Below are 24,214 nucleotides of genomic sequence, written 5' to 3'. Positions count from 1 at the left end.
TTACATAACTTTTCAAGAATTTTCGTAAATTTTCGTATTTTTTTTTCAAAACCCTATTGACAAGTCATTTTGACACAGTACGGTTGTTAAAATGTGGATAAATTGTGGATTCTAGGTTGATAATCTGTTATCAACCTAGAAAATGCCTTTGTCAAGGCCTTGAGCGCAGCGTGCCTTGATGAAGGCATATAAATTGTGCACAAATAGTGTGTTTAATGTGAATTTCTTTTATTTGTCTTTTTTCCAAATCTTCTATATACTTTAAAATATGAATAATGAATTTAAGCAGATACTTTATAATATCGAAACCTCTCTCAAAGCCGCCCTGCCGCAAACCTCTGCCACAGGCGACTGGACCTTCTCTTCTTTCGGGAATCTTCCGGAAGGGGCTTCTACAGAATACATAGATAAACTCATAGAACCTAACCACGCGCTCATCAGCCTTGGTGGAAAGCGTTGGCGCCCTCTTTTGATGATGCTTTGCTACAAAATGGCAGCTCAGAAAAGCGGAGCCCCTGCCCTTTCAGAAGAGCAGACTTATTCCATCACTCCGCTTGTAGAGTTCGTACACACAGCAAGTCTTATTCATGATGACATAGAAGACAATGCAGACCTCCGCAGAGGTAAACCTGCAGCTCATATTACTTACGGCCTTGATACAGCCCTTAATGCGGGTTCCTGGCTTTATTTTGAAGCCCCGGTATGCATTAACAGACTTACTGCACCAGATGGCCTTAAACTTGAATTATACAAGACCTACACAAATGAGCTTCGCCGCCTTCACATTGGCCAGGCCATGGATATTTACTGGCACCGAAATCCAGATGTTTTCCCGATAGAAAAGGAATATCTTGCCATGGTAAAAAGTAAAACCGGAACTCTGGCAAGCCTTTCTGCTAAGCTTGGCTGTATAGCAGGCGGACTTTCTGCAGAAGAAGCTGAACAGTTTGGCGGCATTGCAGCAGATATTGGAATAGGATTTCAGATTATAGATGATGTAATCAACTTAACTACAGGCAACCCGGGTAAAAAGCGCGGCGATGACATTGTAGAAGGAAAAAAGAGCCTTCCGGTTCTCATTCATGCGGCGGAACGCCCGAGCGACAGGTCTAAGCTCGCTGACTTTATGAAAGCGGCGGCCGCGGCTGGAATTGAGTCGCCTGCAGTTGAAGAATGTATTGCTCTCTTGCAGGAAAGCGGTTGTATTGAAAAGGCTGCGGAACGCGGCCGCACACTGATTATTGAAAGCTGCCGTAAGTTCAACTCAGAACAGATTACAGAGCTCTTTACATCAATGATTCCGGAGAATTTCAGATGATAGAAAGATCAGATACCTTAAACAATCAGGCTATTATCCTCGCTTCAGACGGCTCTTATACAGAAGCTATTGCATGCTTTAAGAGAGCTATCGTAATCGACAAGGATAACTATCTTCTGTGGTTCAATCTTGGAGTCACTTACCGCGACGCAGGCAAGCTTGCAGAAGCAGAAAATGCCCTCGAAATGGCCTTCCACATCGCTCCAGAGAAGGAAGATGTAGGAGAAACCTTTGCAACTATCTGCCTTATGCAGAAAAAATACTCTAAGGTTCAGCAGATCTGCATGGATACCCTGGACTTTAATCCAATTAATCCTCATTTATGGAATCTTCTTGGCGTAACTGAATTCCAGCAGGAAAACTATCTCGAAGCCTCAAACTTTTTTGAGCAGGCTGTTTCAATAAATCCATACTATCTCGATGCTCTTTATAATCTTCGCGACACCTACTCTGTTCTTCACAACCATAAAGGCGAAGCAGCCTGTGATGCAAGAATTAAGGAAATTGAAAAATAATGGAAGATAAAGAAAAAAACAATATTGTAATTGTCGAAAAGAATATCCACCGCACAAACCTCAGACGCCTTATAGATACTTTATATCTTTTTGTTCCAATTGCCATGGCCTTTGCAGGCGATTTTCTTGCCGCTCCCCTATGGCATGTCCTCAAAAAGAATGATGATGTACCAGAGGTTTTCCACTTTATCTGTGCAGTAGTTCTTTTTGCGATTGCAGTAATATTTGTATTTATTAAGACAAGAAAAATAAACCCGATCATGAAGATCGGGATTTTCAGTCATGATACAGATGCTGAGTCTGAGAAAGCTGACTAAGCCAGAAGGTGTTCTTTTGCCAGTGCACTGATTTCTCCAGCCATATCAGCCAGAGCAACCTGCTTCTGAACACCGCCCATCTCAAATGCTACCTTTGGCATACCATAAACAATACTTGAGTCTTTATCCTGACCAAGTGTCCAGGCACCCTTCTTTCGCATTTCTGTAATCTGAGCAGCACCATCACGGCCCATACCAGTCATAATTACACCAAGAGCCTTATTCTTAAAGATTTCTGCAACAGATTCAAAAAGAACATCACATGAAGGTCTATGACCGTTTCTAGGATCATCCTGTGAAAGCTTAATAAAGTTTCCAAGAGGCTTATGCTCTACAAACATATGATAACTTCCAGGAGCAATATAAATATGACCGCCAAGGATAGGTTCTCCGTCCTCTGCTTCAGTTACCTTAAGCGGACATATATTATCAAGGCTGTTTGCAAATTCCTTAGTAAAGCCTGCAGGCATATGCTGAACAACCAGAATTGGCTGTTTAAGATTTGGATCAATATCCTTAAATACTTCGCGAAGAGCATTTGGACCACCAGTAGAAATACCAATGGCAATAAGCTCAATCTTTCCGCCTTCACGCTCTGGAGTAATTACAACAGGCTCTTTTACCTTTGGCTGGAACCAGCTTGAAGGAACAACGTCCTGTTTTGTAATAGAAACAGATTTAGCGGTCTCTTCACCCTTCTTCTTAATTACAAAGCGCTCAGCTTCTTTAAGCTTAATCTGGTGATGGAAGAATTCCGGATCAGGAATTTTCTTGCCATGCATAGCAGCATAAGCACCACCATAAGAAGCAATATATTCAATGATTTCGTTTGTTACATCACCAATCTTGAGAGTAACAGATGCACCTGGTTTTGTAATAAAATCAGAAGCACCAAGTTCAAGACATTCAATAGTAACTGCGGCACCTTCTGTTGCCACACTTGAAAGAATGATTACAGGTACATCAAGTTTCAATTCCTTTCGTTTCTTAAGGAACTGAAGACCTGTCATTACCGGCATTTCAATATCAAGAAGAATTACATCCGGTTTTGCAGTCTGAAGTTTGTCTATAAGGTCCTGACCGTTTTCTGCTTTTCCGCATACAGTCAAACCAGTTGTTTCATCAACAATTCTACCGATGAGGTTCCGCATCAATGCAGAATCATCGCATATCATTACCGAAATATCATCCATTTTATAAACTCCGCAAAAAAATAACCTATTTGTTTACGCCTTTACCGTAGAAGCAAGCCCACTCAGTCTTAATAAACTCAAAATTGGTTTTCATTCCAAACAATGATTCTGAATGACCAATATAAAGATAAGACTTAGGTCCCATAGAATCATAGAAATGATTAATTACGGCTAACTGTGCCGGCTCATCAAAATAGATAAGTACGTTACGGCAGAAAACAACATCAAGATTTCTGGCTCCTGAATCATGCTTAAGGTTATGATAATCGAAGCGGATTGTCTTCTTAACATCATCCTTAATCTGATAGCCGCCATCAACCTTTGTAAAATACTTAGAAAGGTAATTCTCTGGTACTCCGTCTACACGAGCTTCAGGGTAGTAGCCCTGCTGTGCTGTCATGATAGACTTGAGCGAAATATCAGAAGCTGTAATCTGGAATGTAAAGTCTGGAGGACAGATTTCCTTCATAATCATAGCGATTGTGTAAGGTTCCTCTCCAGTTGAACAACCAGCACTCCATATTTTGATTGTACGGTCGCCGGAAGCCTTTTTATTCTCAATTACATGAGGAATTACATAATTAATAAACGAATCAAAATGAGGCTGATTTCTGAAGAAACGGGTCAGGTTGGTTGTAACTGCATCCAGCATGATCTTCATTTCTTCCGGGTCTTTGGAAATCAGTTCATAGTACTCCTGTGGAGTAGTGAGATTCTTCTTACGAAGCATCTCTTTGATTCGACTGTCGAGAATGGATCTGTTTGTAGCCGAAAAAGTGATTCCGCTTTCATCATAAATTACTTTGCGGAACAATTCGTAGTCGGCATCGGTAAGTACGTCTAACATAAATTATATTATACACGAGAATTTTATAATTGTAAAAAAATTTATTATTTATTTGTTTTCCTCGTGTATAGCCCGGTTTAGACGACTTATCGCTGAATACGTCCAGATCCGTTACCTGCAGCGAGCTTTTCAACCTCGTCAACACTTACCATGTTGTAGTCGCCTTCAATTGTGTGCTTGAGACAACTTGCTGCTACTGCAAATTCTACAGCGTCCTGTGTACTCTTGCCGTTGAGCAGAGAGTAGATAAGTCCGCCGCCAAAGCTGTCGCCGCCACCAACACGGTCTACGATATACATTTCATATTCCTTGCTGAAGCAGTAATCCTTTCCATCATAAAGAAGGGCTGCCCAGTTGTTGCGGTTTGCATTGATAGAAGTTCTGAGTGTGATTGCAACCTTCTGGAAACCGAACTTATCTGCAAGCTGCTTTGCAACAGATTTGTATCCGTCTTTGTTGAGTTTTCCACCAGTGATGTCTGTGTTTTCTGCTTCAATTCCGAAAACATCTTTTGCATCTTCTTCGTTAGAAATACAAACATCTACATACTTACAGATTTCTGTCATTGCTTCGCGAGCCTGTTCACGAGTCCAGAGCTTTCCGCGATAGTTGAGGTCGCAGCTTACTGTTGCACCAGCAGCCTTTGCAGCCTTACATGCTTCAATACAAATCTGAACCATGTTTCCGCCAAGAGCTGGAGTAATACCTGTAAGATGGAACCACTTACAGTCCTTAAAGATTTCTGTCCAGTTAAAGTCTTCTGGTTTTGCTTCTGCAATAGAAGAGTGTGCACGGTCGTAAATACACTTTGAACCGCGCTGGCTTGCACCACGTTCGTTGTAATAAATACCTACACGCTCCCCGCCACGTACAATATATTCTGTGTTTACACCAAAACGGCGAAGACTGTTAATTGCAGCCTGACCAATTTCGTGCTTTGGAAGCTTTGTTACGTAATAAGCGTCTAAGCCATAGTTTGCAAGAGAAACTGCAACGTTAGCTTCACCGCCACCAAATGTTGAAGTCATTTTATCAACCTGAACAAAACGGAAATATCCTTCCGGTTCAAGTCTCAGCATAATTTCACCGAATGTTACAACTTTCATATTATCCCCCTAACCTCTAATTTCTTTAACAATAGCTGCTGCTTCACGAGTCAGCGTTTCAATTTCTGCAAAGTTTCCGGCATTGATCAAATCACCCTTCACCATCCAGCTGCCACCACAGGCAAGTATCTTGTCGCAGGCAAGATAGTCGCGCACATTTGTTGCGTTGATTCCACCAGTTGGCATGAACTTCATCATTGTGTATGGAGCGCTCATTGCCTTAATCATTTTAAGTCCGCCGGCATTTTCTGCAGGGAAGAACTTTACAACATCAAGACCAAAACCAAGAGCCATTTCAAGTTCTGTTGGTGTCATAATTCCAGGAGTGATTGGATATCCCTTTTTGATACAATATTCAACAACCTTTGGATTAAGACCAGGGCTTACAATAAACTTTGCACCTGCTCCGATTGCACGGTCTACCTGCTCTGTAGTAAGAACTGTTCCGGCTCCCACAAACATATCAGGAAACTTTTTTGCAATTGCACGAATGCTCTCTTCTGCGGCGTCGGTACGGAAAGTAACTTCTGCACAAGGAAGTCCGCCGGCAATCAATGCCTGAGCAAGCGGTTCAGCATCGCTAACCTTATTAAGAACAACTACAGGAACAATTCCAGTTGCTCCAATCTGTTTTAATGTATCATTCATAAATGCCTCTTATTAAAGTGGTGTATAAGTAATATACTAGTATTCAAGTTATGATATTTTATCATTTTGTTCGGATATTGTCATCATAATTTATTATATTGATTTGATATATAGGGAAAAACACTGCGCCACTGCTCGCATTTTTTCCGACCGCTCACTCCGTTTCAAAACCTGCAGCAGCCAGTTATGAGAAATCCTTAAATTTTTTAGGAAATAAAAAAAGCTTTCCGAAATCTCGGAAAGCTTTCATTTAAGCGGCTGCTGCAGGTTTTGAACCTGCGACACATGGATTAACAGTCCATTGCTCTACCAGCTGAGCTAAGCAACCATCAGTTCATTGCTGAACGTGAATATTAATATAATGAAATCGCACATGAGTGTCAACAGGGCTATATAGAATTTTATGCATTTTTTTAATTTTTTATGCTATACTTTTTATATGACCAAAGACCAGATCCGTAAAGAAATTAAAGAAAAAATTGCAGCACTTTCTGAAAGTGAATTAAAAGCACAGTCAGAAGCCCTTTGCAGCAAAATCATTGAATCAAAGCTATACACCAGCTGCACTGCCCTGCTCGCTTACATGCCATTAAAAGATGAAGCAGACGTAACTCCCGTTATTCAGGACGCACTTTCAAAAGGAAAAAAAGTATTTTTACCACGCGTTTTTCCAGAAACAAATCAGATGGAATTTTACCGCTACGACAATACTTCAAATACAGAAAAAGGCAGTTTTGGAATCCTTGAACCACAGGCAGATAAAGCACAAAGCTTTACAAAGTTCCTTGAAAAAATTTCCATTCAGCAGTATTCTCCGGCAGCACATTCTTCAGAGTATGTTGATATAGAACCTCACGACCTTCCCATAGAACACATCTTAATTCTTGTGCCTGGCCGCGCCTTTACAATTAACGGAAAGCGCCTTGGCCGCGGAAAAGGTTTTTATGACATTTACCTTTCGCAGATTCCTTTAATTTTTGACATAAAAAAATCCGGTGTTTGTCTGGATTGCCAGCTTCTGCCAGCACTTCCAGTAACACCGGATGATATAATTATGGATACTGTTTATTGCAGTAAATCTTAATTATTTCTGGAGAATAAACTCTACACGTCTGTTCTTCCAGTTGTTGTCCTTATCCTTAGGATTTACAACAGGCTTTGTACCACCCATACCGTCAGTAGAAAGTGCACTTGCACTTACACCACGCTTAATGAGGTAAGCTCTGATAGCATCAGCACGTTCCTTAGAAAGTGGCATAGAAGCACGTCCCCATTCACGTGGATTATCAACAAGCTCTTCATCAGGATTATCTGTAATCTTATTTGCGTGACCTACGATAGTAACCTTGTAATCCTTGAACTTCTTAAGGATATCAGCAATACGGTTCAAAACCTTAATATTGTTGTTTACCTTATCTGCATCAAGCTTAGCATTTGCATTCTGGAAGTTAGCAGCATCTGATTCGAAGATGATAGAAGGAACTGCCATCTTCAAGAGGTTGCCGTCACGGATAACAAGAACATCCACAGGAATTACACCAGAAACCTTAGAAGTCATTCCAAGATTGTCTGTTACAGTAAACTCATATGGATAATCCATAGCAGACTGAACGCGTTCAGCATTTCCGCTTGCATCCTTCTGAACATTACTCAAACCATCCCAAATAATGCGTTCTGTAATCTGAGACTTTCCAGAAGTCTTCCAGAAATCCTTACCCTTTGGATCTTTGATTACAAAAGACCAGTTCTTAATCTTAGCCTTTGTTGAACCAGAAAGCTTAATGTAAAGATCATCATCTACACCATCGTTATCTGGGCTGAAGTATTCAGGAGCAGTTTTTACACTGAGTTTTGGAGATGTAGCAGTACAGATAAATGGAGAAGAAACTGCACTTACCTTGTTTCCTGTTACATAAACAATTTCAAGAGTTCCTGTGAAAGTTCCTTCGCAGGCAATTCCGTCTTTTCCAGCACCATTCCAGTTGATTGTTGCAGGAAGATTTGCGCTGTCCTTTTCAGAAAGAGCGTAAACGCTTGTTCCGTCTTCCTTACGAACATCAAAGTTCCATGCCTTAATATTGTCTGCTACAGAAGTGCGGATCTCAAACTTCTGAACATCAAGGTATCCGTCGTTATTTGGAGAGATTCCTTCGTATTCAGCAGTGATGTAAGCCTTAGTTTCGCGGTTATCAAGAGTAATTCCCTTGAGTTCTGTGCTGAAGCTGTTTCCTGCATCATCAGTAGAGAAGATTACGATATTATATTTACCGTCTGCAGCCATATTTCCGGCTTCGTCGGTACCATCCCATGTAAAGTTGTCTTTGCTTCCGTTCCATGTAAACTTACGAACAGCCTTATCTTTTGAATTACGAACCTCTGCATTCCAGAGTTTTTCAGCTGTGCTTTCCTTAATTTTTACAGGAATGTTCTTCTGAGCACCGTTTCCGTTTGGAGAGAATGAATTCCAAGGGATTTCTGCAACAAGATTAGGATTTGCAGTATCAAGTTCAAAGTTCTGAGTAGAAGCAGAAGCTGTAGAACCGTTTACAGCAAGTACAGAAAGCTGTGCAGAATACTGTCCGTCCGGGCAGAGAATCTTAGAAGCATCTTTACCATCCCAAACAAAGTTTACAGGAAGTTTCTTACTTTCTTTTACAGAATAAACTGTATTACCCTTCTTATCGCGGATAATAAACTCATAAGAAGCAACATCCTTAGTAGCTGTTACCGGTGTGAAAGTAATTGTATCTTTTACCTTATTTCCATTTGGAGAGAAGGCTGAATCAGACATAGCAAGAAGAAGCTGTGCTTCTGTAGTATCAAAGGTTACAAGTTCAGTTGTCTGGCTTTCACCAGAGTTTCCTGCAAGGTCAGTTCCAACAAGAACAAAGCGGTACTGTCCCTTGTCTGCAATAGTTCCATCTGAAGAAATACCGTTCCATACAACTTCTGAAGGAGGATACTCACCAAAGTCATAAGAATTAACAACTTTTCCGTCTGAAGAACGGATTTCACCCTTCCATGAAGGAACTGCAGCTCCATCAGAAGGAACTGGAGAAATCTTAAAGGTAACTGAGTCTTTAGAACCAGCACCGAATACCTTTTCAGAAGCAACAATCTGAGCAGAAGGCTTTTCTGTATCAAGTACGAGTACTGGAGATGAAATTGGATCTGGCTCATAACCGTTAAGATATTTTGCAGTTACAACAGCCTGATAGTTTCCATCTTTAAGCTGTTTTCCGCTGTCATCATTACCATCAAAAACAATAGAAGAAGGAGGAATAGCACCACTGTTAGCCTGATTATAAACACGAACTGTTTTACCAGCATTGTCTTTTACAGTTACTGCCCATTCAACAAGCTTGTTACCAGTTTTTTCTTCCGGAACAGGAATTGTAACATCAAGAGTAACAGTGCCAGTCTTGCTGTCAGTCTTAGGAGAAAAATAGCGAGAGCCCTGTACATAAAGGTTTGTAGCAGGTTTTTCTGCAGAATAAATGATATTTGTAATTGAAGCAGGCTGTGAAGTATTTCCGGCACGGTCTGTAGCAGAAATCTCGTAAGAATAAACACCGTCAAATACCTGAGCATCTGTATCATCAGTTCCCTTCCACTGGAACTCAGCAGGCTCAGCACTTACCCATCTTACAGTTTTTACAACCTTACCGTCGGCAGCACGGAACAAACCAACCCATTCGTCTTCAACAGAACCAGTCTGCTTAATCTTGAGGGCAGCCTTAGCACCTTCACCGAAAATCTTGTCAGAAGGCTGAGAAAGCTCAACATCTGGAGCAACTGTATCAACTACAACTTCGTATTCTTTTGTTTTACCAGTATTACCGTTATCATCTGTAGCAGTAATATAATAAAAATAAGTACCATCTGGAGCAGTTTCACCATTATTCATCGCACCATTCCAGATAACAGACTCTGGAACAGTAACACCCTGCTTTGGAGTGAAAAGCTGCTTAAAGAAAGCCTTAAAAGTCATTTTTGTAGGACGAGCAATCTTATTTTCGATTGTGCGGACAACGTTATGATTTGCATCCATGATAACAAGGCTCCAGCCCTGTACATAACGCTTGTCAGAAATCTTCATAGGAATTACAAGCTCATCCTGAATACCGTCGCTGTTCGGCGAGATATATTTTGGTTCCGCAACGGCGAAAACCACTGTCATAATCATCAAAAGACCGGAAATAAAAATCTTCTTATTCATCATCTTCTCCTTTTACCCGGTTATTCGTTATCCCATACGGTAATCTTTGGAGCTTCTTCATCGGCCATACCAAGGTCAATGTCTACTCCACCAGATATTGCATGTACTGTCTTATAAAGATTCTTATAGCCGGCAGAAACTGTCATTTCGCTCTGGCTCCAGCCATTATCTTCAAGATACTGATTATTCTTTACGTCGAATGAGAACTTAAAGAGGAAGGCAACAGAAGGAATAAAGTTGTATTTCTTCTGAATAACCTCTGCAAGATTGAACTTTTCACCAATGCTGATGTAGAAAGCATCCTTGAAAGCAACCTGAGCATTCAAATCTGCAATAAAGTTCTGGAAGCAAGGAACTGTAAAATCAAGTCCAAGTCCGATTTTTGCAATGTCTGTATTAAGGAAGGTACCTGCAGCACCCAACTTTAATGTTGCAAGTGTTGGATATGGTGTATTTACAGCTGTGTAGTCAATTCCTACACGTTCAACATCATTATACATTTTACCAAGGTTCAAAACTGAAGCCGCAATACGGAAATCATCAATAAAACCAAGGCTACCGTACTTATAAAGAGCACCAAGATCTGCATACAAAGACCAGTCTTTACCGTAAGTCCATGCAAAACCACCGCCGGCACCAAGACCAACGCTCAGTTTGTCAGAAATCTCCTTAGAAAGACCTGCCTTAAAGTTCATCTGATTTCCAAGATGCATTTCGCCAAATGGAGCAAAAGTACCATTGATATATCCACTGAAAATGTAAAGCTTGAATGGAATAAGGATACCTGTCTGAAAAGAACTTCCAACCTGCTTTTCATTATCTTTATCTGCTGAATAAAGGAATGTATACCCTGCTGTAAGATTTACGCGCTGTTCGCTTGCAGTAAGAGCCGGATTCACTACGATTGAATCTGCGCCTGCATTAAACAACGCACCGCCAGTTACTGAATTTGCACCTGAAAGATTTGCAGGACTGGCAAGAAGATTCAAATCTTCACCACCAGCTGGCGGATTGTAAGAATATGCAGAAGTCATAAAAACGGCTGCTGCAAAAATCGTTAATAAGATTTTTTTCATAAAAAACTCCTTCACAACGAAAACAACGAAGCTCAATAAAGGCAACGTTTTAAATTAAAATAATTATAAGCGGAAATCAAAACGACTTCAAGTTATACCGCCCTGTCATAATCACCTTGAATTATTGCAGTTTTTACCATATTATAATAAGTATGGACAGTAAAAAAACATCATCGGAAAGCAGTTCAGCTAATAAACCTGCGGAGAAAGAAAGCTTTTTTCAGTCATTGCTTTCGTCATTATTTAAATCCTCAAATCCAGAAGCAGAGAAAAAAAGACGTCTCAAAAATCTCGCTAAGACAATTTCTAAAACTAAATATCATAGTTTCTACAGACCTTCTTCGGGAGAAATGCTTGCTCCATTCGGTAAATTAATTTTTGATTTATACAAGGCTGTTTCTTCAGCTCAGACATTCTTCAGAAATACTCAGAATCCGGCAATTTTTAAGCGCCAGATTATTAATTATGTTCTTTCAGACAACCAGCTTGCCCTTCTTGAAGAGCTTGATGAACAGAAAATTCTTGAACTTGCAAAAACAGTTCCTTTTGGAAAGCTTTCTCAGGACGTAGAACATAAGCTGCAGGTTTTCACAAATGATTTTAATGAAACCCGCGCCACAAAAGCAGACAGTCTTGAAAAGGCTTTCTCGCTTTTCCAGGATTTCTGTGAGTTCGACTTCTATATGATTCTCAAAAAGTTCGACTCTTCATATCAGGAATTCTCTTTCAATTCACTTCCTCGTCTTGAAAAGGTAAACGCAGAATATATCATTGATGATCTTAAAGACTTCCTTACTGTTGCCTACAGCATTACAGATGATACAATTGACTGGAATGCCTTGTTCGACATGTTTAAGGAAACTCAGAGCCGTGAACTTATTTCTGCCGGAAACTGGAAAAAGATTATCGCAAAAATCAAGAGCATTCAGTCATCAAAATCTCTTGATCTGATTGTTCAGCACATTTCAGAAGACTTTACTTACGAAACAAAGACTTCTTATCATCACGCTTCAATCATTGAGCCATATATCGAAAAATTCGAAAATGATACAAGAAATCTTATTGCAAAAATTGAAGCAGAACAGAAGGAATCTAAAGCTTCTTCTATCTGTATGCAGATTTTTGGAACTGCAAGCCCACAGAGCCTTAAGTATTACACATCAGAGTTCAATGCACCGCTCGAAAAGAAAGGACTTTCTGTTCTTGAATATACAGAACCTCTCAACTACCTCAAAACCTTCCTTGTTGAGTTCGTAAAGAAGTCAATTCGTGAATATTATGATGTTGTTGTAATTCGTGGTCAGTGGGATGCTACCCTCTCTGCTCCAATGTCAAATGCTTATCAGGAACTCTTAAAGCTTTCTGATGAAATTACAGGATTTGATGAAATGATGGCCGAAGAAGGTTCTATGGGAGTAAAGGTTAAGACTCTGCTTCCAAAGACTGCTCATGATGCCGGTGCAGAAAACATCATTAACCGCGTTGTTTCAGATGCAAACGAGTCTGCCCGCGGATACATTATTCAGGGAACTCAGAATCTTATTGTTATTGGAAAGACAATCAAGCAGCTTATAGAAGATTATGTACTTCCAAAGCCTGTACTTGTTGCAAACTGGAAGGAACTTGAAAAGTTCTTTGAAACTCCATTAAAAGAGTTCAGCGTAGATATTTACAAGAAGATTTATCTGTTCGTACAATTAATGCAGAATTACATCAGTTAAGGATAAACACGCTGGTTTCGATACACCGCTTACGCGGCACTCAACCAGCGTCACGTCCGGTGGTTGAGTAGACACGAAGTGTCGTATCGAAACCACCACTATCGCATTGCCTGCATTTTGTTCGAAATGCGGGTACCAATCAACTGAATAATTTCAACCAGTACAAGAATAATAACTACCGCGCCAACCATATACTCAACACGATAGCGCTGATAACCATAACGAATAGCAACGTCTCCAAGTCCGCCGCCACCTACAGTTCCTGCCATAGCTGAATAACCAATCAGATTGATAATTGTAAGTGTAATACCATTTACAATAGAAGGAAGTGCTTCCGGAAGAAGTATCTTAAAGATAATCTGCTTGTCTGTAGAACCCATTGAACGGCCGGCAGCAATTACACCAGGGTCAACCTCTTTAAGGCTCGACTCAATTACACGGGCAACAAAAGGTGCTGCGGCAATTGTGAGTGGTACAATAGAAGCCTTTGTTCCAATTGCAGTATGTACGATTACACGTGTAAAAGGGAACAACAGAATTACAAGAATTACAAACGGAATTGCACGAAGAATATTGATGATTACCGAAAGCACCTGATTCAAAATCTTGTGAGGACGAAGGCCTGCAGCCGGGTCACTTGTACAAAGAAGAATTCCAAGTGGGATTCCAATAATCATACTAAACATAGTAGAAAACAGAACCATTACAAGAGTCTGCCAGGTGGCAGTTCCAATTACAGAAAGATATTTTACAACAGCTGGACTCATACTACTCACCTGCCTTTTCTACAATAATATCCTGATTGCGAAGATATTCGAGAGCTTCTTTTACCTGGAAGCCAGTAAAATCTACAATCATCTTACCAATATCGCCGTCTGTAAGGTGCTGAACACCTGCCGCACGAATATTGAACTCAACATCAAACTTTTTAGCCACATTGCTCAATACAGGAGCGCCCTGCTGGTGGCTTGGGAAGCTCAGTTCATACTCACCACCCTCCTGGCTCCAGCGAACAATGTCAGAACCATCACCAGCCTTGCGGTCTGAACCAATATGAGAAATAAAGTCTTTTGTTACAGGGCTCTTAGGATTTAAGAAGATATCATTTACCGAACCGAGTTCTACAAGTTTACCTTCATTAATAACCGCAACCTGGCTGCACGCATCACGTACAACCTCCATCTGATGAGTAATCATTACAACAGTAAGATTCATCTGACTCTGAATTCTTCTGATGAGATTTAAGATTGAAGCAGTTGTCTGTGGATCCAAAGCCGAAGTAGCCTCATCACAAAAAAGAATGTCCGGTTTATTGGCAAGAGCACGGGCAATAGCCACACGCTGCTTCTGACCACCACTCAAAGTGCTGATACGGGCATCTTTACGGTCTGAAAGTTCTACAAGTTCCAGAAGCTCATCTACACGGCGGTTAATTTCGTCCTTAGGAAGGCCACAAATTTCCATTGGATAAGCAATATTCTGACCAGCCGAACGAGAAGAAAAAAGATTGAAATTCTGGAAAATCATACCGATTCTTCGGCGGCGCATTACAAGTTCTTTTTCACTGAGGTTGTCTACACGCTCGCCATCATACAAAACTTCACCAGAATCTGGCTTTTCCATCATACTGATAAGGCGCACAAGGGAAGATTTTCCCGCACCACTCTTTCCAATAATTCCAAAAATCTGATTTGAAGGAATAGTAAGGGAAATGTCGTTTACAGCCGCAACCTTTGAAAGCCCGTCAGCTGAATTATAAACCCTTACAAGATTATTTAATTCTATCTGCATTCTTCTATTATATTAAAAACCGTACCTAATGTCATTACAGAATAGATTGCCACGTCGCCCTGCGGGCTCCTCGCAATGACGAAAACACCCCGTCATTGCGAGTGAAGCGAAGCAATCCACTGTCACAAAAATTAAAGAATTTTCTAAACTATTTTTATCAGATTCCGATATTTTGAATAAGGTGGCCGGTTTCAAACAGCCGGTGCAAAGAGGAAAAATTATGGAACAGAAAAAGACATTATGGATTATCGCCGCTGTCGGCGTATTTTTACTGGTAGTTCTTGGAGTACCAGCAATTTTACACTATCCTTCAAGAAATACAGTTCCCGCTTATGCAAGCATCTCCCCTGTTGAAAAGAAAACCCCTCAAAGCGGATGGACAAAACCATCTGCTGATATTACAGCACCTGTAGAACTTCCTCAGGATGTAGCTGCAACAAAGGTAAACGAGCTTGTTGTACTTGCAGATAACGCTACAGTTTATTCTCAGAACACAGAAGTTCCTGCAAATAACGCTACAACAATTGATTTGAACGCTCTCAAAAATGAACTTGTTACAGATTCTCAGCTTCAGGCTCAACCACAGCCTCAGAATATTAACATTACAGTAAATATTCCAGAAACAAAGGCTAACGAAGTTAAAGTTGAACCTAAGGCAGAGACAAAATACGTTGCAAAGGCAGAACCTGTTGAAAACAATGTAAAAGTTGTTCAGAAGGCAGAAACAAAGGCTGCTAAAACAACAAAGACAGTTGCACAGGCAAATGCCAACACACAGAAAACTGCAACACCTGCTCCAAAAGCAGAACCTAAGAAAACTCAGTACTGGGTACAGGTTGCAGCTTACAGCAACAAAAAAGGTGCAGAAGGTGCCCGCTCAATTCTTGATGAAAACAAAATTCCTTCAGACATCTTCACTTACAGAGATAACAAAGACAAGCTTTACTACCGCGTACGCGTAGGTCCATATACAACAAAGAGTGAAGCAGAGTACTGGCGTACAAGAATTATCAAGATCAATGATATTGATAACGCAGGCGACAGTTATATAACAAGCACAACAATTTAATTATATAATAATTAAAAAAGTCCTGTTTTATACTCCTTTACAAAAGGAACTGTTTGAGATGGTCAGACAGTTCCTTTTTTTTGCAGAAAAATCAAAAATCGTCTGAAAAAACTTCCGCTTTTTAAATGGTTTGTTCTATTTATATAGTGTGAGAAAATACTTTTTATTTACAATATTGATGATTTTGAACTGGCCGTTTTTTGCAACTACCCCCGCACGGCTTGAAATGTATGCCGATACACAAAAAACTGCCGGCATAAAAATCCTTACTCCTCTTATGGAATTCAGAACAGCAAACCGCCCGGACAAGTTCAACATAGGCTTATTACTTACAACAGGAAACTACATAAAACAACTCCCATTTGAACTGAAGGTGGGAAACCTTTCTGCCTCAGGCTCCCTTTCCCGCTTAAACTCCCCCGAGCTGAGTAACGGGACTTCCCCATTTTCAAACGGGCTTATTTCCACCACGCCGCTCAGTATAAGCCTTCCCGGAACCTCAAGCTTTTCAAAACCGGAAAGCAGCTTCTGCCAGATTAAATTCAAAGACCTCATAAAAAAGCCGCTCTCCGTAACAATGAACCTCTGGGTATCTCCCGAAAATGCCAGCCCAGTTTTTTCCACTATGATTTCAAACAAGTTCTTTTCAAATCAGCTTAGTCTCAACACCCAGTTTACGGCGGGCAATTTCTTTTATGATGATAACAGTACTTCTTCCTGGTTTCTTGAGTCACCGTTTTATGAGGCAGGTTCACATTTTTGTTCTATGTTTCAATTTTCTTCTGATTATAAAAGTAAAAAATCTAAAGCAGGGCTTTATTCAGGTCTTATGGCTGTGTTATACGAAACTCCCTTTGGACCATATACAGCCGCGTATAGGGCAGATGTCAAAGTTACAATAAAACGTACCGAGTTCTCTACATCCGCCTTCCTGAACCAGTATGAAGATGTTCTCACAAGTTCCGGTAAAAAGCACGAACCGTGCTGCCAGTTCAAAGCCGGAGTAATCACATCAAAACCTCTGCTGCTTAAAAGCACAGAACTTGCCTTCCTCAAGTTCGGGCTCAACGGCTATACACGTTTTAATCTGATGAAGGCAGAACATCCCGTTCGCATAAATACCGGCCTCCAACTGAACACAAGCCTCACCTCAATTTCGTTTTCCGTTTCAGAAACAATGCTGCTAACAGCCCAGTCTGCAGAACTCGCTCCAGACAAACTAAAAAATCAATCAGCCTTAATCCAAATTAATAATTCCTGGTACCTTAAAAAGCTCACCCCTTCCCTCCTTTTATCTATAGAAAAACAATTTTCAGATTCCATGGAACAAGCCAACACGCTGGACCTGGACACCACACAGGGAAGAACAAAATACAAGCTTCAACTGAACATTGCCAGTAACACAAAACACAAGGTAAGCGGAAGCAGCGCAGTTACCCTCTCCTCAAAAGACGGGCAAATCACAGAAAAGAAATTTTCTGCCGCAATTACCGGCACATTAAACTTCAAACATCTAAAAGTCCAGGCCAAGGCCTCAGCCTCCTTTGATTTTTGATTTACTATTTATGGGGTTAATATCTTGAATAGAAGTATTTTTTTCATTAAAATAACGTGATACTATAATTTTAGGAATAATTTTTTTTAAAGAGGTATGAATATGGCTTGGGATATTTCAAAAGTAAGAAATATCGGTATCAGTGCCCACATTGACTCTGGAAAGACAACAACTTCAGAACGTATCTTGTTCTACTGTAACAAGATTCACGCAATTCACGAAGTTCGTGGTAAGGACGGTGTTGGTGCTGTAATGGATAACATGGAACTGGAACGTGAGCGTGGTATCACAATCCAGTCTGCTGCTACTCAGGTTCAGTGGAAAGACTACACAATCAACCTTATCGACACACCGGGTCACGTTGACTTCACTGTAGAAGTAGAACGTTCTCTCCGCGTTTTGGACGGCGCTATCATGATTCTTTGTGCCGTTGCCGGTGTTCAGTCACAGTCAATCACTGTAGACCGCCAGCTTAAGCGCTACCATGTACCTCGTGTTGCATTTGTAAACAAGTGTGACCGTCAGGGTGCAAACCCAGTTCGCGTTCGCATGCAGCTTCGCGAAAAGCTCGGCTTGAACGCTTATATGATGGAGCTTCCAATTGGTCTTGAAGACAAACTCGAAGGTGTTGTAGATCTCGTTGCTATGAAGGCTATCTACTTCGACGGACCAAACGGTGAAGACCTCCGCATTGCAGAAATTCCTGCAAACATGAAAGATGACGCAGAAAAGTACCGCGAAGAACTTCTCGACGCAGCTTCTATGTTCGACGATTCTTTGATGGAAGAAATCATGGAAAAGGGTTATGATGGAGTTGCAGAAGATAAGATTATCGCTGCTATCCGTAAGGGAACTCTTGCTGAACAGTTCGTAGGTGTATTCTGTGGTTCAGCTCACGTAAACAAAGGTATCCAGCCATTGCTCGACGCAGTTGTTCGCTACCTCCCAGCTCCAAACGAAGTACGCAACGTTGCTCTCGACCTCGACAACAACGAAGCTGAAGTAGAACTTGAATCAGTTGATAACAAGCCATGTGTTGCACTTGGTTTCAAACTTGATGATGGTCAGTATGGTCAGCTTACATATACTCGTGTTTACCAGGGTAAAATTAAGAAGGGTGAAGAACTCTACAATACTCGTACAAAGAAGAAGTTCAAGGTTGGACGTCTTGTACGTATGAACTCTGCTCAGATGGAAGATATCAACGAAGGTTGTGCAGGTGATATCGTTGCACTCTTTGGTGTTGACTGTGCATCTGGTGATACATTCGTAAGCGGTGGAGTAAACTACTCTATGGCTTCTATGTACGTTCCAGAGCCTGTAATTTCTTTGTCTATTACTCCAAAAGACAAGCAGGCTTCTATGCAGATGTCTAAGGCTCTTAACCGCTTTACTAAGGAAGACCCTACATTCCGCGTATACACAGACCCAGAATCTAACGAAACAATCATTAAGGGTATGGGTGAGCTTCACCTCGAAGTATACGTTGAGCGTATGAAGCGTGAATACAACTGTGAAGTAACAACAGGTGCTCCACAGGTTGCTTACCGCGAATCTATCACTCAGCGGGGTGACTTTAACTACACTCACAAGAAGCAGACTGGTGGTTCTGGTCAGTACGGTCGTGTTGCCGGCTTCATGGAGCCAGATTCTGAGAAAGACTACGAGTTCGTAGACGCAATTAAGGGTGGTGCTATTCCTAACGAATACATTCCTTCTTGTGATAAAGGTTTCCAGAAGGCTATGAAGGAAGGTTCTTTGATTGGAGCTCCTATCGTAGGTGTTAAGATCACAATTAATGATGGTCAGTACCACCCTGTAGACTCTAACGATAACGCATTCCAGATTGCTGCTATTGGTGCTTTCCGCGAAGGTTACCTCAAGGCTAAGCCAGTAATCCTCGAACCAATCATGAAGGTACAGATGACTGCACCTACTGAGTTCCAGGGTAACTTGTTTGGTCTTATCAACCAGCGCCGTGGTGTAATTGTTGATTCAACTGATGAAAACAACACATCTACTGTAAACGCAGAAGTTCCACTTTCAGAAATGTTCGGATTCTCTACTATCCTCCGTTCTTCAACTCAGGGTAAGGGTGAATTCACAATGGAATTCCTCAAGTACGGTAAAGTTCCTAACGCTGTTGCTGATGAACTCATCGCTAAGCACAAGGCAGCAAAGGAAGCTGGTAAGAAATAACAGCTGACGTCATGCCGAACCCTTCGCAGCATAGCTGCTCGGAGACTCGCTCAAAATGCTCCACTGGAGCATTTTGCCAGCTAAAGCTGTCGCTCCCTAAGTTTCGGCATCTCAAAAGGCCGTCCACTCGGACGGTCTTTTTTTTATCGGCAAGCACAGCTTGCCTCTGAGCCGTTCTTTCGATGAACCTAAAGCAACCCTATCGGCTTGCTTTTTAACGGTTCTTCGATTTTAGGCTTGCTTTATATCAATTCACAGTTTAGAATATATTAAACAACTGAGTATCAGTTGTACTCGAAAATTTGAAAAGGATAAGCTAAAAAATTGCTTTCGCAATTTTTTTTAACGCTTTTCTATCTATCACCGGCCGCCTACCGGGCGGCCTTACTCAGGAGGTAACTATGGATAAAAAAGATTTAATTGCTCACAGCCCTGTGAGATATTTTGACGCAACAAATGCAGGTTTGAAAGACGGCGAAATGGGACTCATAACAGCAAAAAAAGGTCTTGGAAAAACATCTATTCTGGTTCAGTTCGGAATCGACAGTCTTCTCAATGACAAAGCCCTCGTACACGTTTCTTTTGATCAGCAGTCGTCAAACGTTATTGCATGGTACTCAAGTGTGCTTTCAGAAATTGCAAAGAAAAAGAGTTTAAATCTTGATGAGGTAAATGAAGAAATTGTACGCAACCGTACAATCTTGAACTTCAATCAGGAAACATTCACTCTTCCAAAGGTTGTAAATACAATAAAGGCTCTCAAAGACGGAGGAACTTCTATTTCTGCCGTTGTAGTAGATGGTCTTGATATGAATAAAACTTCTGCTGATGACATCAAATGCTTTGGAGATTTCATCAAAAAAGAAAAGATGACAGCATGGTTCAGCTTCACAAACGAAGCAGCAGACCTCAAGGGAACTCTTGATGCAGCAAAACTCGACAACTTTGCAACAGTTGCACATCTTGCAGCAGAAGGAAAAGCACTTTCCCTCTCTATTCTTAAGAATGGCGAAGGAAAAGTAAGCCTTGATGCAAAAACACTGCTTATGACTAAAGCATAAGAGAATATACTGTGGTTGAGTCTGTCGAAACCACATAAATTCAAAAAAAGTGCACTAAAAAGTGCACTTTTTTTATTTCCCGCGTGTCTAAATATATGTAAACAAACTCAAACACGGGAGATTTTTTATGAAAAAGATATTTTTAATTCTTTCTATTAGCATCACAGCACTTATGTTATCAAGTTGTATCATTGTAGGAACAACAGAAGACCCTGAAATTGTTATCGAAAAGAAACCAACAACAACTGCAACTTCTACATCTACAACAACTATCACAACCACTGTTGAAAAATACAGCATTACCTGTAAAAATCAGACTTCTTATATGGTAACCGATTGGTGTGTTAAAAAAGATAACATCGTAACTTATGCAAACTCAGGTTATAACCGTTCAATCCGTTCCGGCGGAGAAGATATGATTCTTGATTTACCAGAAGGGTATTATAAGGTTTATTTTACTTTTGAAGACTGCTATCAGCTTCAGCCAGAAGATTATTATAGCAGCGAAAGTGTTTATCTGAATAAAGACATTACTTACTGCCTGTACGAACGACAGGTTGCCGTTGCATGCCGCTCAGCAAATAACAGCGAATCGGTAATTCCTCAGTTCTATCTTGAAGGCTCAGATGGAAGTGAAATCATTCTGAATGTAGTTTCTGAATAAAAATCTAAAGTACTACCTTGATTTTCAAGGATAGTACTTTATAATAGTAGGTATCAAACTTAGGAGTATAATTATGAAGAAATTTCTAACTATAATTGTTGTTGCCATAACTGCGGTTATGCTTTCTAGTTGTGTTATCGTAACTTCAGATACACCAAAAACAAACTATTATGATCTTACCTGTCATAACGAAACTAAATATAGAATTACAGATTGGTGTGTTGTAAAAGATGGTAGAACTACTTACGCAAAATCAGTCGATGAATGCTGTCCAATTACTGGAAATGGTGGAACCTCTACCATGACTCTTCCTGAAGGCAGATATGTTATTTATGTCTCTTTTGTGGAAAACCCTGATTATGACGACGGTGATTATATTCGAACCCGAGAATTTGACTTAGATACCGATGCACATATTTATATTGATAAATCTTATGAACCAAAGAATTAACAATATATGAGTTATATAACAAAAAGGAATTGCATAAGCAATTCCTTTTTTTATTTTACAGATTCTGCTGTTTATCATCCTTCCATGGGAAGAGGAAGCTTCGGATTGGGCGAGGACCGAGAATATCACGGTCTTCGGCAAGAAGGTCATTCCATGGAATCTGGCGGCGCTGACTTCTTGTTTTAAGTTCAGGATGCTCTTCAAGATAATCATATTTATAAAGAAGAACACGCAGAGCGTTTGTATCAGCAATCAAAATACCTGCCATTGAAGGGAAGAATCCGATACATACAACTGAAAGCACCAGGAAAATCAAATTATAAAGGCCCATCAAAAGAGAAAAGCCGGTATTATCAAAAAGAATCAAAAAACTCTTCTTAAAGCATTTTCTAAAATTATTGTGCATCAAGCCGCGGATTGGTAAAAACCACTGCATTGCAAGGAGATAGAAGAAATCAATCCAGAAGATGGCACAGCCAAGTGCAAAGCCAAGCAGATTTCCCGAATCAATAATGTAATAACTGATTGAAAAGCTTGAAATAATGAATACAGCGGCATTCATAAGACCAAAAAGTGCACCATCTTTTAATGCACCAGGAATAGCCTTAATAAAGTCCAGCAGGCGGACTCCATCAAAATTAGCAATGTGAGCTGCAGTATCGCTGTAGGCAACAAGCAGAACTGAAAGTACAACTGCACTAAACAACACTACAAGCAGAATTAAAATCTGAGATTCACTTCTTGCTGCTAAACCATTCAAAAGAACAAGACCAATTCCTGTAAAAAGGAAAACAAGATTAGAAAAAATTACCGAAAGCAGGTTATCCCAGCCGTCGCAGAAATTCTTTTTTAGAATAAAACCAAACATATTTAAAATTTAACAATAAATACTGTTAAATACAAGAAGATTTCGTGGTAAAATACTGTTATGGACGTAAATTCTTCTATTTCGTTGCTTTCAAACATACACAGCATAACCGCAGATTTTCTCACAGAAAAGCTCAAGGCAAAAGGATTTCCTGAATTTGCCTCATCTCACGGAAATATTCTTTTTCAGCTAAGCGTAAATGAAAAAATGACAATGGGAGACCTTTCAGAAAAAATCAACCGCGATAAATCTACAACTACTGTGCTTGTTAGAAAACTTGAGAAAGAAGGCTTTATCACAGGAGAAAGCGACCCGTCCGACAAAAGAAGCCGCATCATCTTCCTTACAGAAAAAGGAAAACAGTTTAACGCTACGGCAAGAGAACTCAGCCAGGAATTACTTTCTACTTTTTACAAAGATTTTTCAGAATCTGAAAAACAGCAATTCTTTGAATCATTACAGAAAATCAAAAAGAATTTCGCTTGACATTAGTTTTATATAAAACTATATTATCACACATGAAAAAGATACTTTTATTTACAACTATTTTCGCAGCATTCCTTTCAATGGGATTTGCTAAGGCAAAAAAGGCGGACAAAACTTCTATCGCTGTTTTTGTTCCTGGTATTATTGATGACAGTCCGGTTTACAATATGCTCGTTCAGGGGGTAAAGGCCGCTGTAGAAGAAAAGAATCAGAATCTTTCTAAAAAAGAAAAAATTGATCTTTTCATTATGGAAGCTGGTACAAACCAGGCAGAATGGGGCCCTAAAATTACAGCCCTCTGTGCAGAAATGAAATATGATGTAATCATTTCTTCTAACCCTTCCCTTCCGGAACTTGTTGAACCAATTCTTAAGACTTTCCCAAAACAGAAGTTCATTCTTATGGATGCAACTAAAGAAGGAAATCAGAATATTCATACAGTATGCTACAATCAGTATGAGCAGTCTTACCTTACAGGTTATATTGGTGGACTTATGTCAAAGTCTCACAAGCTTGCTTTAATTGCAGCTCAGGAATATCCTGTTATGAACAACATCATTCTTCCTTATTTCGAAAAGGGTGCAAAGGCTGCAAATGCCGTTTCTACAGTTGATTTCAGAATTGTAGGAAACTGGTATGATGCAACAAAGGGTGCAGAACTTGCTGATGCAGTTGCAAAGAAAGGCGTAGATGTAATTCTTCCAATCTGCGGTGGTGCTTCTCAGGGTGTTATTAATTCTGCAGTAAACAACGGAATCTATGTTACCTGGTTCGACGACAATGGTTTTGCAAAGGCTCCGGGAACAATTATTTCTTCAAGTGTTATGAAACAGAAGGAAATGGCATATAATGTAACTAAGGAGTTCATTGAAGGAACTACTCCTTGGGGAACAGCAGATATGGTTGGTATCAAAGAAGGCTATGTAGACTTCGTTCAGGACGATCCAAACTATATCAAAGCCGTTCCAGCAGACATCAGAGAGAAAATGAGTAAACTTGTTTCAGACCTTCGTTCAGGAAAGGTAGAAATAAAATAAATAATAGATTGCCACGCTACGCTCGCAATGACGTCATTGCGAGGAGCCTGTAAGGCGACGTGGCAATCCATAA

Annotated in this window: 22 protein-coding genes and 1 tRNA gene; 13 read left to right on the top strand and 10 right to left on the bottom strand. The window is 40.3% G+C overall.

What is annotated here, in order from left to right; translation table 11 throughout:
* Nucleotides 1-268 precede the first annotated feature (268 nt).
* The 3 genes from BM161_RS08085 to BM161_RS08075 are packed head-to-tail and all read left to right on the top strand — an operon-like array spanning nt 269 to nt 2,150.
* Nucleotides 269-1,318, top strand: a complete 1,050-nt coding sequence (locus BM161_RS08085) for a polyprenyl synthetase family protein (protein WP_074931495.1) — start codon at nt 269-271, stop codon at nt 1,316-1,318.
* Nucleotides 1,315-1,833: a tetratricopeptide repeat protein gene (locus BM161_RS08080; protein WP_074931494.1), complete on the top strand. Its 519-nt coding sequence runs from the start codon at nt 1,315-1,317 to the stop codon at nt 1,831-1,833. The genes BM161_RS08085 and BM161_RS08080 overlap by 4 nt, the downstream gene beginning before the upstream one ends.
* On the top strand, nt 1,833-2,150 hold the full coding sequence (locus BM161_RS08075; RefSeq protein ID WP_074931493.1) for a hypothetical protein: 318 nt from the start codon (nt 1,833-1,835) through the stop codon (nt 2,148-2,150). The genes BM161_RS08080 and BM161_RS08075 overlap by 1 nt, the downstream gene beginning before the upstream one ends.
* Here BM161_RS08075 and BM161_RS08070 read toward each other — a convergent pair.
* The 5 genes from BM161_RS08070 to BM161_RS08050 form a co-directional block, all read right to left on the bottom strand.
* Nucleotides 2,147-3,343, bottom strand: a complete 1,197-nt coding sequence (locus BM161_RS08070; protein ID WP_074931492.1) for a protein-glutamate methylesterase/protein-glutamine glutaminase — start codon at nt 3,341-3,343, stop codon at nt 2,147-2,149. The genes BM161_RS08075 and BM161_RS08070 overlap by 4 nt on opposite strands.
* A gap of 25 nt (nt 3,344-3,368) precedes the next feature.
* Nucleotides 3,369-4,190, bottom strand: a complete 822-nt coding sequence (locus tag BM161_RS08065; protein ID WP_074931491.1) for a CheR family methyltransferase — start codon at nt 4,188-4,190, stop codon at nt 3,369-3,371.
* Between the two features lie 86 nt (nt 4,191-4,276).
* Nucleotides 4,277-5,296, bottom strand: coding sequence for a sugar kinase (locus BM161_RS08060; protein ID WP_074931490.1), 1,020 nt, complete (start codon nt 5,294-5,296; stop codon nt 4,277-4,279).
* A gap of 9 nt (nt 5,297-5,305) precedes the next feature.
* Entirely contained in the window at nt 5,306-5,944 is a 639-nt protein-coding gene (locus BM161_RS08055; RefSeq protein WP_074931489.1) for a bifunctional 4-hydroxy-2-oxoglutarate aldolase/2-dehydro-3-deoxy-phosphogluconate aldolase, read from the bottom strand.
* A 255-nt stretch (nt 5,945-6,199) separates the two neighbouring features.
* Nucleotides 6,200-6,272 (bottom strand) — tRNA-Asn (locus tag BM161_RS08050).
* Nucleotides 6,273-6,383: 111 nt separating this feature from the next.
* On the opposite strand from BM161_RS08050, the gene BM161_RS08045 reads away from it, so the two are divergent.
* Complete coding sequence (locus tag BM161_RS08045; protein ID WP_177206220.1) at nt 6,384-7,028, top strand: 5-formyltetrahydrofolate cyclo-ligase; 645 nt, start codon at nt 6,384-6,386, stop codon at nt 7,026-7,028.
* On the opposite strand, the gene BM161_RS08040 is transcribed toward BM161_RS08045, so the two are convergent.
* On the bottom strand, nt 7,029-10,163 hold the full coding sequence (locus BM161_RS08040) for a FlgD immunoglobulin-like domain containing protein (protein WP_074931487.1): 3,135 nt from the start codon (nt 10,161-10,163) through the stop codon (nt 7,029-7,031).
* A 20-nt stretch (nt 10,164-10,183) separates the two neighbouring features.
* Nucleotides 10,184-11,239 (bottom strand): PorV/PorQ family protein, encoded by a 1,056-nt coding sequence (locus BM161_RS08035; RefSeq protein WP_074931486.1) that lies wholly within the window; start codon nt 11,237-11,239, stop codon nt 10,184-10,186.
* Between the two features lie 152 nt (nt 11,240-11,391).
* Between BM161_RS08035 and BM161_RS08030 the strand changes: the two genes are divergently transcribed.
* Complete coding sequence (locus tag BM161_RS08030) at nt 11,392-12,960, top strand: hypothetical protein (protein ID WP_074931485.1); 1,569 nt, start codon at nt 11,392-11,394, stop codon at nt 12,958-12,960.
* Nucleotides 12,961-13,058: 98 nt separating this feature from the next.
* Here BM161_RS08030 and BM161_RS08025 read toward each other — a convergent pair whose 3' ends face one another.
* Together BM161_RS08025 and BM161_RS08020 are read right to left on the bottom strand one after the other, a co-directional pair.
* Nucleotides 13,059-13,727 (bottom strand): methionine ABC transporter permease, encoded by a 669-nt coding sequence (locus tag BM161_RS08025; protein ID WP_074931484.1) that lies wholly within the window; start codon nt 13,725-13,727, stop codon nt 13,059-13,061.
* 1 nt (nt 13,728) lies between these two features.
* Nucleotides 13,729-14,751 (bottom strand): methionine ABC transporter ATP-binding protein, encoded by a 1,023-nt coding sequence (locus BM161_RS08020; RefSeq protein WP_074931483.1) that lies wholly within the window; start codon nt 14,749-14,751, stop codon nt 13,729-13,731.
* Nucleotides 14,752-14,971: 220 nt separating this feature from the next.
* Here BM161_RS08020 and BM161_RS08015 point away from each other — a divergent pair, with 220 nt between their 5' ends.
* The 6 genes from BM161_RS08015 to BM161_RS07990 all read left to right on the top strand — a co-directional run bounded on the left by BM161_RS08015 (nt 14,972) and on the right by BM161_RS07990 (nt 21,750).
* Nucleotides 14,972-15,820 carry an SPOR domain-containing protein gene (locus tag BM161_RS08015; protein ID WP_074931482.1) on the top strand — a complete coding sequence of 283 codons (849 nt, stop codon included), beginning with the start codon at nt 14,972-14,974 and terminating at the stop codon, nt 15,818-15,820.
* A gap of 178 nt (nt 15,821-15,998) precedes the next feature.
* Entirely contained in the window at nt 15,999-17,375 is a 1,377-nt protein-coding gene (locus BM161_RS08010) for a hypothetical protein (protein WP_074931481.1), read from the top strand.
* A gap of 102 nt (nt 17,376-17,477) precedes the next feature.
* Nucleotides 17,478-19,574 (top strand): elongation factor G, encoded by a 2,097-nt coding sequence (fusA, locus tag BM161_RS08005; protein ID WP_074931480.1) that lies wholly within the window; start codon nt 17,478-17,480, stop codon nt 19,572-19,574.
* A 401-nt stretch (nt 19,575-19,975) separates the two neighbouring features.
* On the top strand, nt 19,976-20,635 hold the full coding sequence (locus BM161_RS08000) for a hypothetical protein (protein WP_074931479.1): 660 nt from the start codon (nt 19,976-19,978) through the stop codon (nt 20,633-20,635).
* A gap of 127 nt (nt 20,636-20,762) precedes the next feature.
* The gene (locus tag BM161_RS07995) at nt 20,763-21,299 is read left to right on the top strand and encodes a hypothetical protein (RefSeq protein ID WP_074931478.1); all 537 of its coding nucleotides are present in this window, start codon (nt 20,763-20,765) and stop codon (nt 21,297-21,299) included.
* Between the two features lie 73 nt (nt 21,300-21,372).
* Nucleotides 21,373-21,750, top strand: coding sequence for a hypothetical protein (locus tag BM161_RS07990; RefSeq protein WP_074931477.1), 378 nt, complete (start codon nt 21,373-21,375; stop codon nt 21,748-21,750).
* Nucleotides 21,751-21,805: 55 nt separating this feature from the next.
* Here BM161_RS07990 and BM161_RS07985 read toward each other — a convergent pair whose 3' ends face one another.
* Nucleotides 21,806-22,618 carry a hypothetical protein gene (locus tag BM161_RS07985; RefSeq protein ID WP_074931476.1) on the bottom strand — a complete coding sequence of 271 codons (813 nt, stop codon included), beginning with the start codon at nt 22,616-22,618 and terminating at the stop codon, nt 21,806-21,808.
* A 60-nt stretch (nt 22,619-22,678) separates the two neighbouring features.
* On the opposite strand from BM161_RS07985, the gene BM161_RS07980 reads away from it, so the two are divergent.
* On the top strand, nt 22,679-23,104 hold the full coding sequence (locus BM161_RS07980) for a MarR family winged helix-turn-helix transcriptional regulator (RefSeq protein WP_074931475.1): 426 nt from the start codon (nt 22,679-22,681) through the stop codon (nt 23,102-23,104).
* A gap of 32 nt (nt 23,105-23,136) precedes the next feature.
* The gene (locus BM161_RS07975) at nt 23,137-24,141 is read left to right on the top strand and encodes a BMP family ABC transporter substrate-binding protein (protein ID WP_074931474.1); all 1,005 of its coding nucleotides are present in this window, start codon (nt 23,137-23,139) and stop codon (nt 24,139-24,141) included.
* Nucleotides 24,142-24,214: the final 73 nt, after the last annotated feature.

This window comes from Treponema bryantii (assembly GCF_900113965.1).
Lineage (GTDB): Bacteria > Spirochaetota > Spirochaetia > Treponematales > Treponemataceae > Treponema_D > Treponema_D bryantii_A.
The sequence above is the reverse complement of the archived record's forward strand: the minus strand, read 5'-3'. Positions and strand labels throughout refer to the sequence as shown.

Excerpts from the sequence above, each read along its gene's own strand:
- BM161_RS08085 (WP_074931495.1), top strand. The coding sequence starts at position 269 with ATGAATAATGAATTTAAGCAGATACTTTATAATATCGAAACCTCTCTC.
- BM161_RS08080 (WP_074931494.1), top strand. The coding sequence starts at position 1,315 with ATGATAGAAAGATCAGATACCTTAAACAATCAGGCTATTATCCTCGCT.
- BM161_RS08075 (WP_074931493.1), top strand. The coding sequence starts at position 1,833 with ATGGAAGATAAAGAAAAAAACAATATTGTAATTGTCGAAAAGAATATC.
- BM161_RS08070 (WP_074931492.1), bottom strand. The coding sequence starts at position 3,343 with ATGGATGATATTTCGGTAATGATATGCGATGATTCTGCATTGATGCGG.
- BM161_RS08065 (WP_074931491.1), bottom strand. The coding sequence starts at position 4,190 with ATGTTAGACGTACTTACCGATGCCGACTACGAATTGTTCCGCAAAGTA.
- BM161_RS08060 (WP_074931490.1), bottom strand. The coding sequence starts at position 5,296 with ATGAAAGTTGTAACATTCGGTGAAATTATGCTGAGACTTGAACCGGAA.
- BM161_RS08055 (WP_074931489.1), bottom strand. The coding sequence starts at position 5,944 with ATGAATGATACATTAAAACAGATTGGAGCAACTGGAATTGTTCCTGTA.
- BM161_RS08045 (WP_177206220.1), top strand. The coding sequence starts at position 6,384 with ATGACCAAAGACCAGATCCGTAAAGAAATTAAAGAAAAAATTGCAGCA.
- BM161_RS08040 (WP_074931487.1), bottom strand. The coding sequence starts at position 10,163 with ATGAATAAGAAGATTTTTATTTCCGGTCTTTTGATGATTATGACAGTG.
- BM161_RS08035 (WP_074931486.1), bottom strand. The coding sequence starts at position 11,239 with ATGAAAAAAATCTTATTAACGATTTTTGCAGCAGCCGTTTTTATGACT.
- BM161_RS08030 (WP_074931485.1), top strand. The coding sequence starts at position 11,392 with ATGGACAGTAAAAAAACATCATCGGAAAGCAGTTCAGCTAATAAACCT.
- BM161_RS08025 (WP_074931484.1), bottom strand. The coding sequence starts at position 13,727 with ATGAGTCCAGCTGTTGTAAAATATCTTTCTGTAATTGGAACTGCCACC.
- BM161_RS08020 (WP_074931483.1), bottom strand. The coding sequence starts at position 14,751 with ATGCAGATAGAATTAAATAATCTTGTAAGGGTTTATAATTCAGCTGAC.
- BM161_RS08015 (WP_074931482.1), top strand. The coding sequence starts at position 14,972 with ATGGAACAGAAAAAGACATTATGGATTATCGCCGCTGTCGGCGTATTT.
- BM161_RS08010 (WP_074931481.1), top strand. The coding sequence starts at position 15,999 with ATGATTTTGAACTGGCCGTTTTTTGCAACTACCCCCGCACGGCTTGAA.
- fusA (WP_074931480.1), top strand. The coding sequence starts at position 17,478 with ATGGCTTGGGATATTTCAAAAGTAAGAAATATCGGTATCAGTGCCCAC.
- BM161_RS08000 (WP_074931479.1), top strand. The coding sequence starts at position 19,976 with ATGGATAAAAAAGATTTAATTGCTCACAGCCCTGTGAGATATTTTGAC.
- BM161_RS07995 (WP_074931478.1), top strand. The coding sequence starts at position 20,763 with ATGAAAAAGATATTTTTAATTCTTTCTATTAGCATCACAGCACTTATG.
- BM161_RS07990 (WP_074931477.1), top strand. The coding sequence starts at position 21,373 with ATGAAGAAATTTCTAACTATAATTGTTGTTGCCATAACTGCGGTTATG.
- BM161_RS07985 (WP_074931476.1), bottom strand. The coding sequence starts at position 22,618 with ATGTTTGGTTTTATTCTAAAAAAGAATTTCTGCGACGGCTGGGATAAC.
- BM161_RS07980 (WP_074931475.1), top strand. The coding sequence starts at position 22,679 with ATGGACGTAAATTCTTCTATTTCGTTGCTTTCAAACATACACAGCATA.
- BM161_RS07975 (WP_074931474.1), top strand. The coding sequence starts at position 23,137 with ATGAAAAAGATACTTTTATTTACAACTATTTTCGCAGCATTCCTTTCA.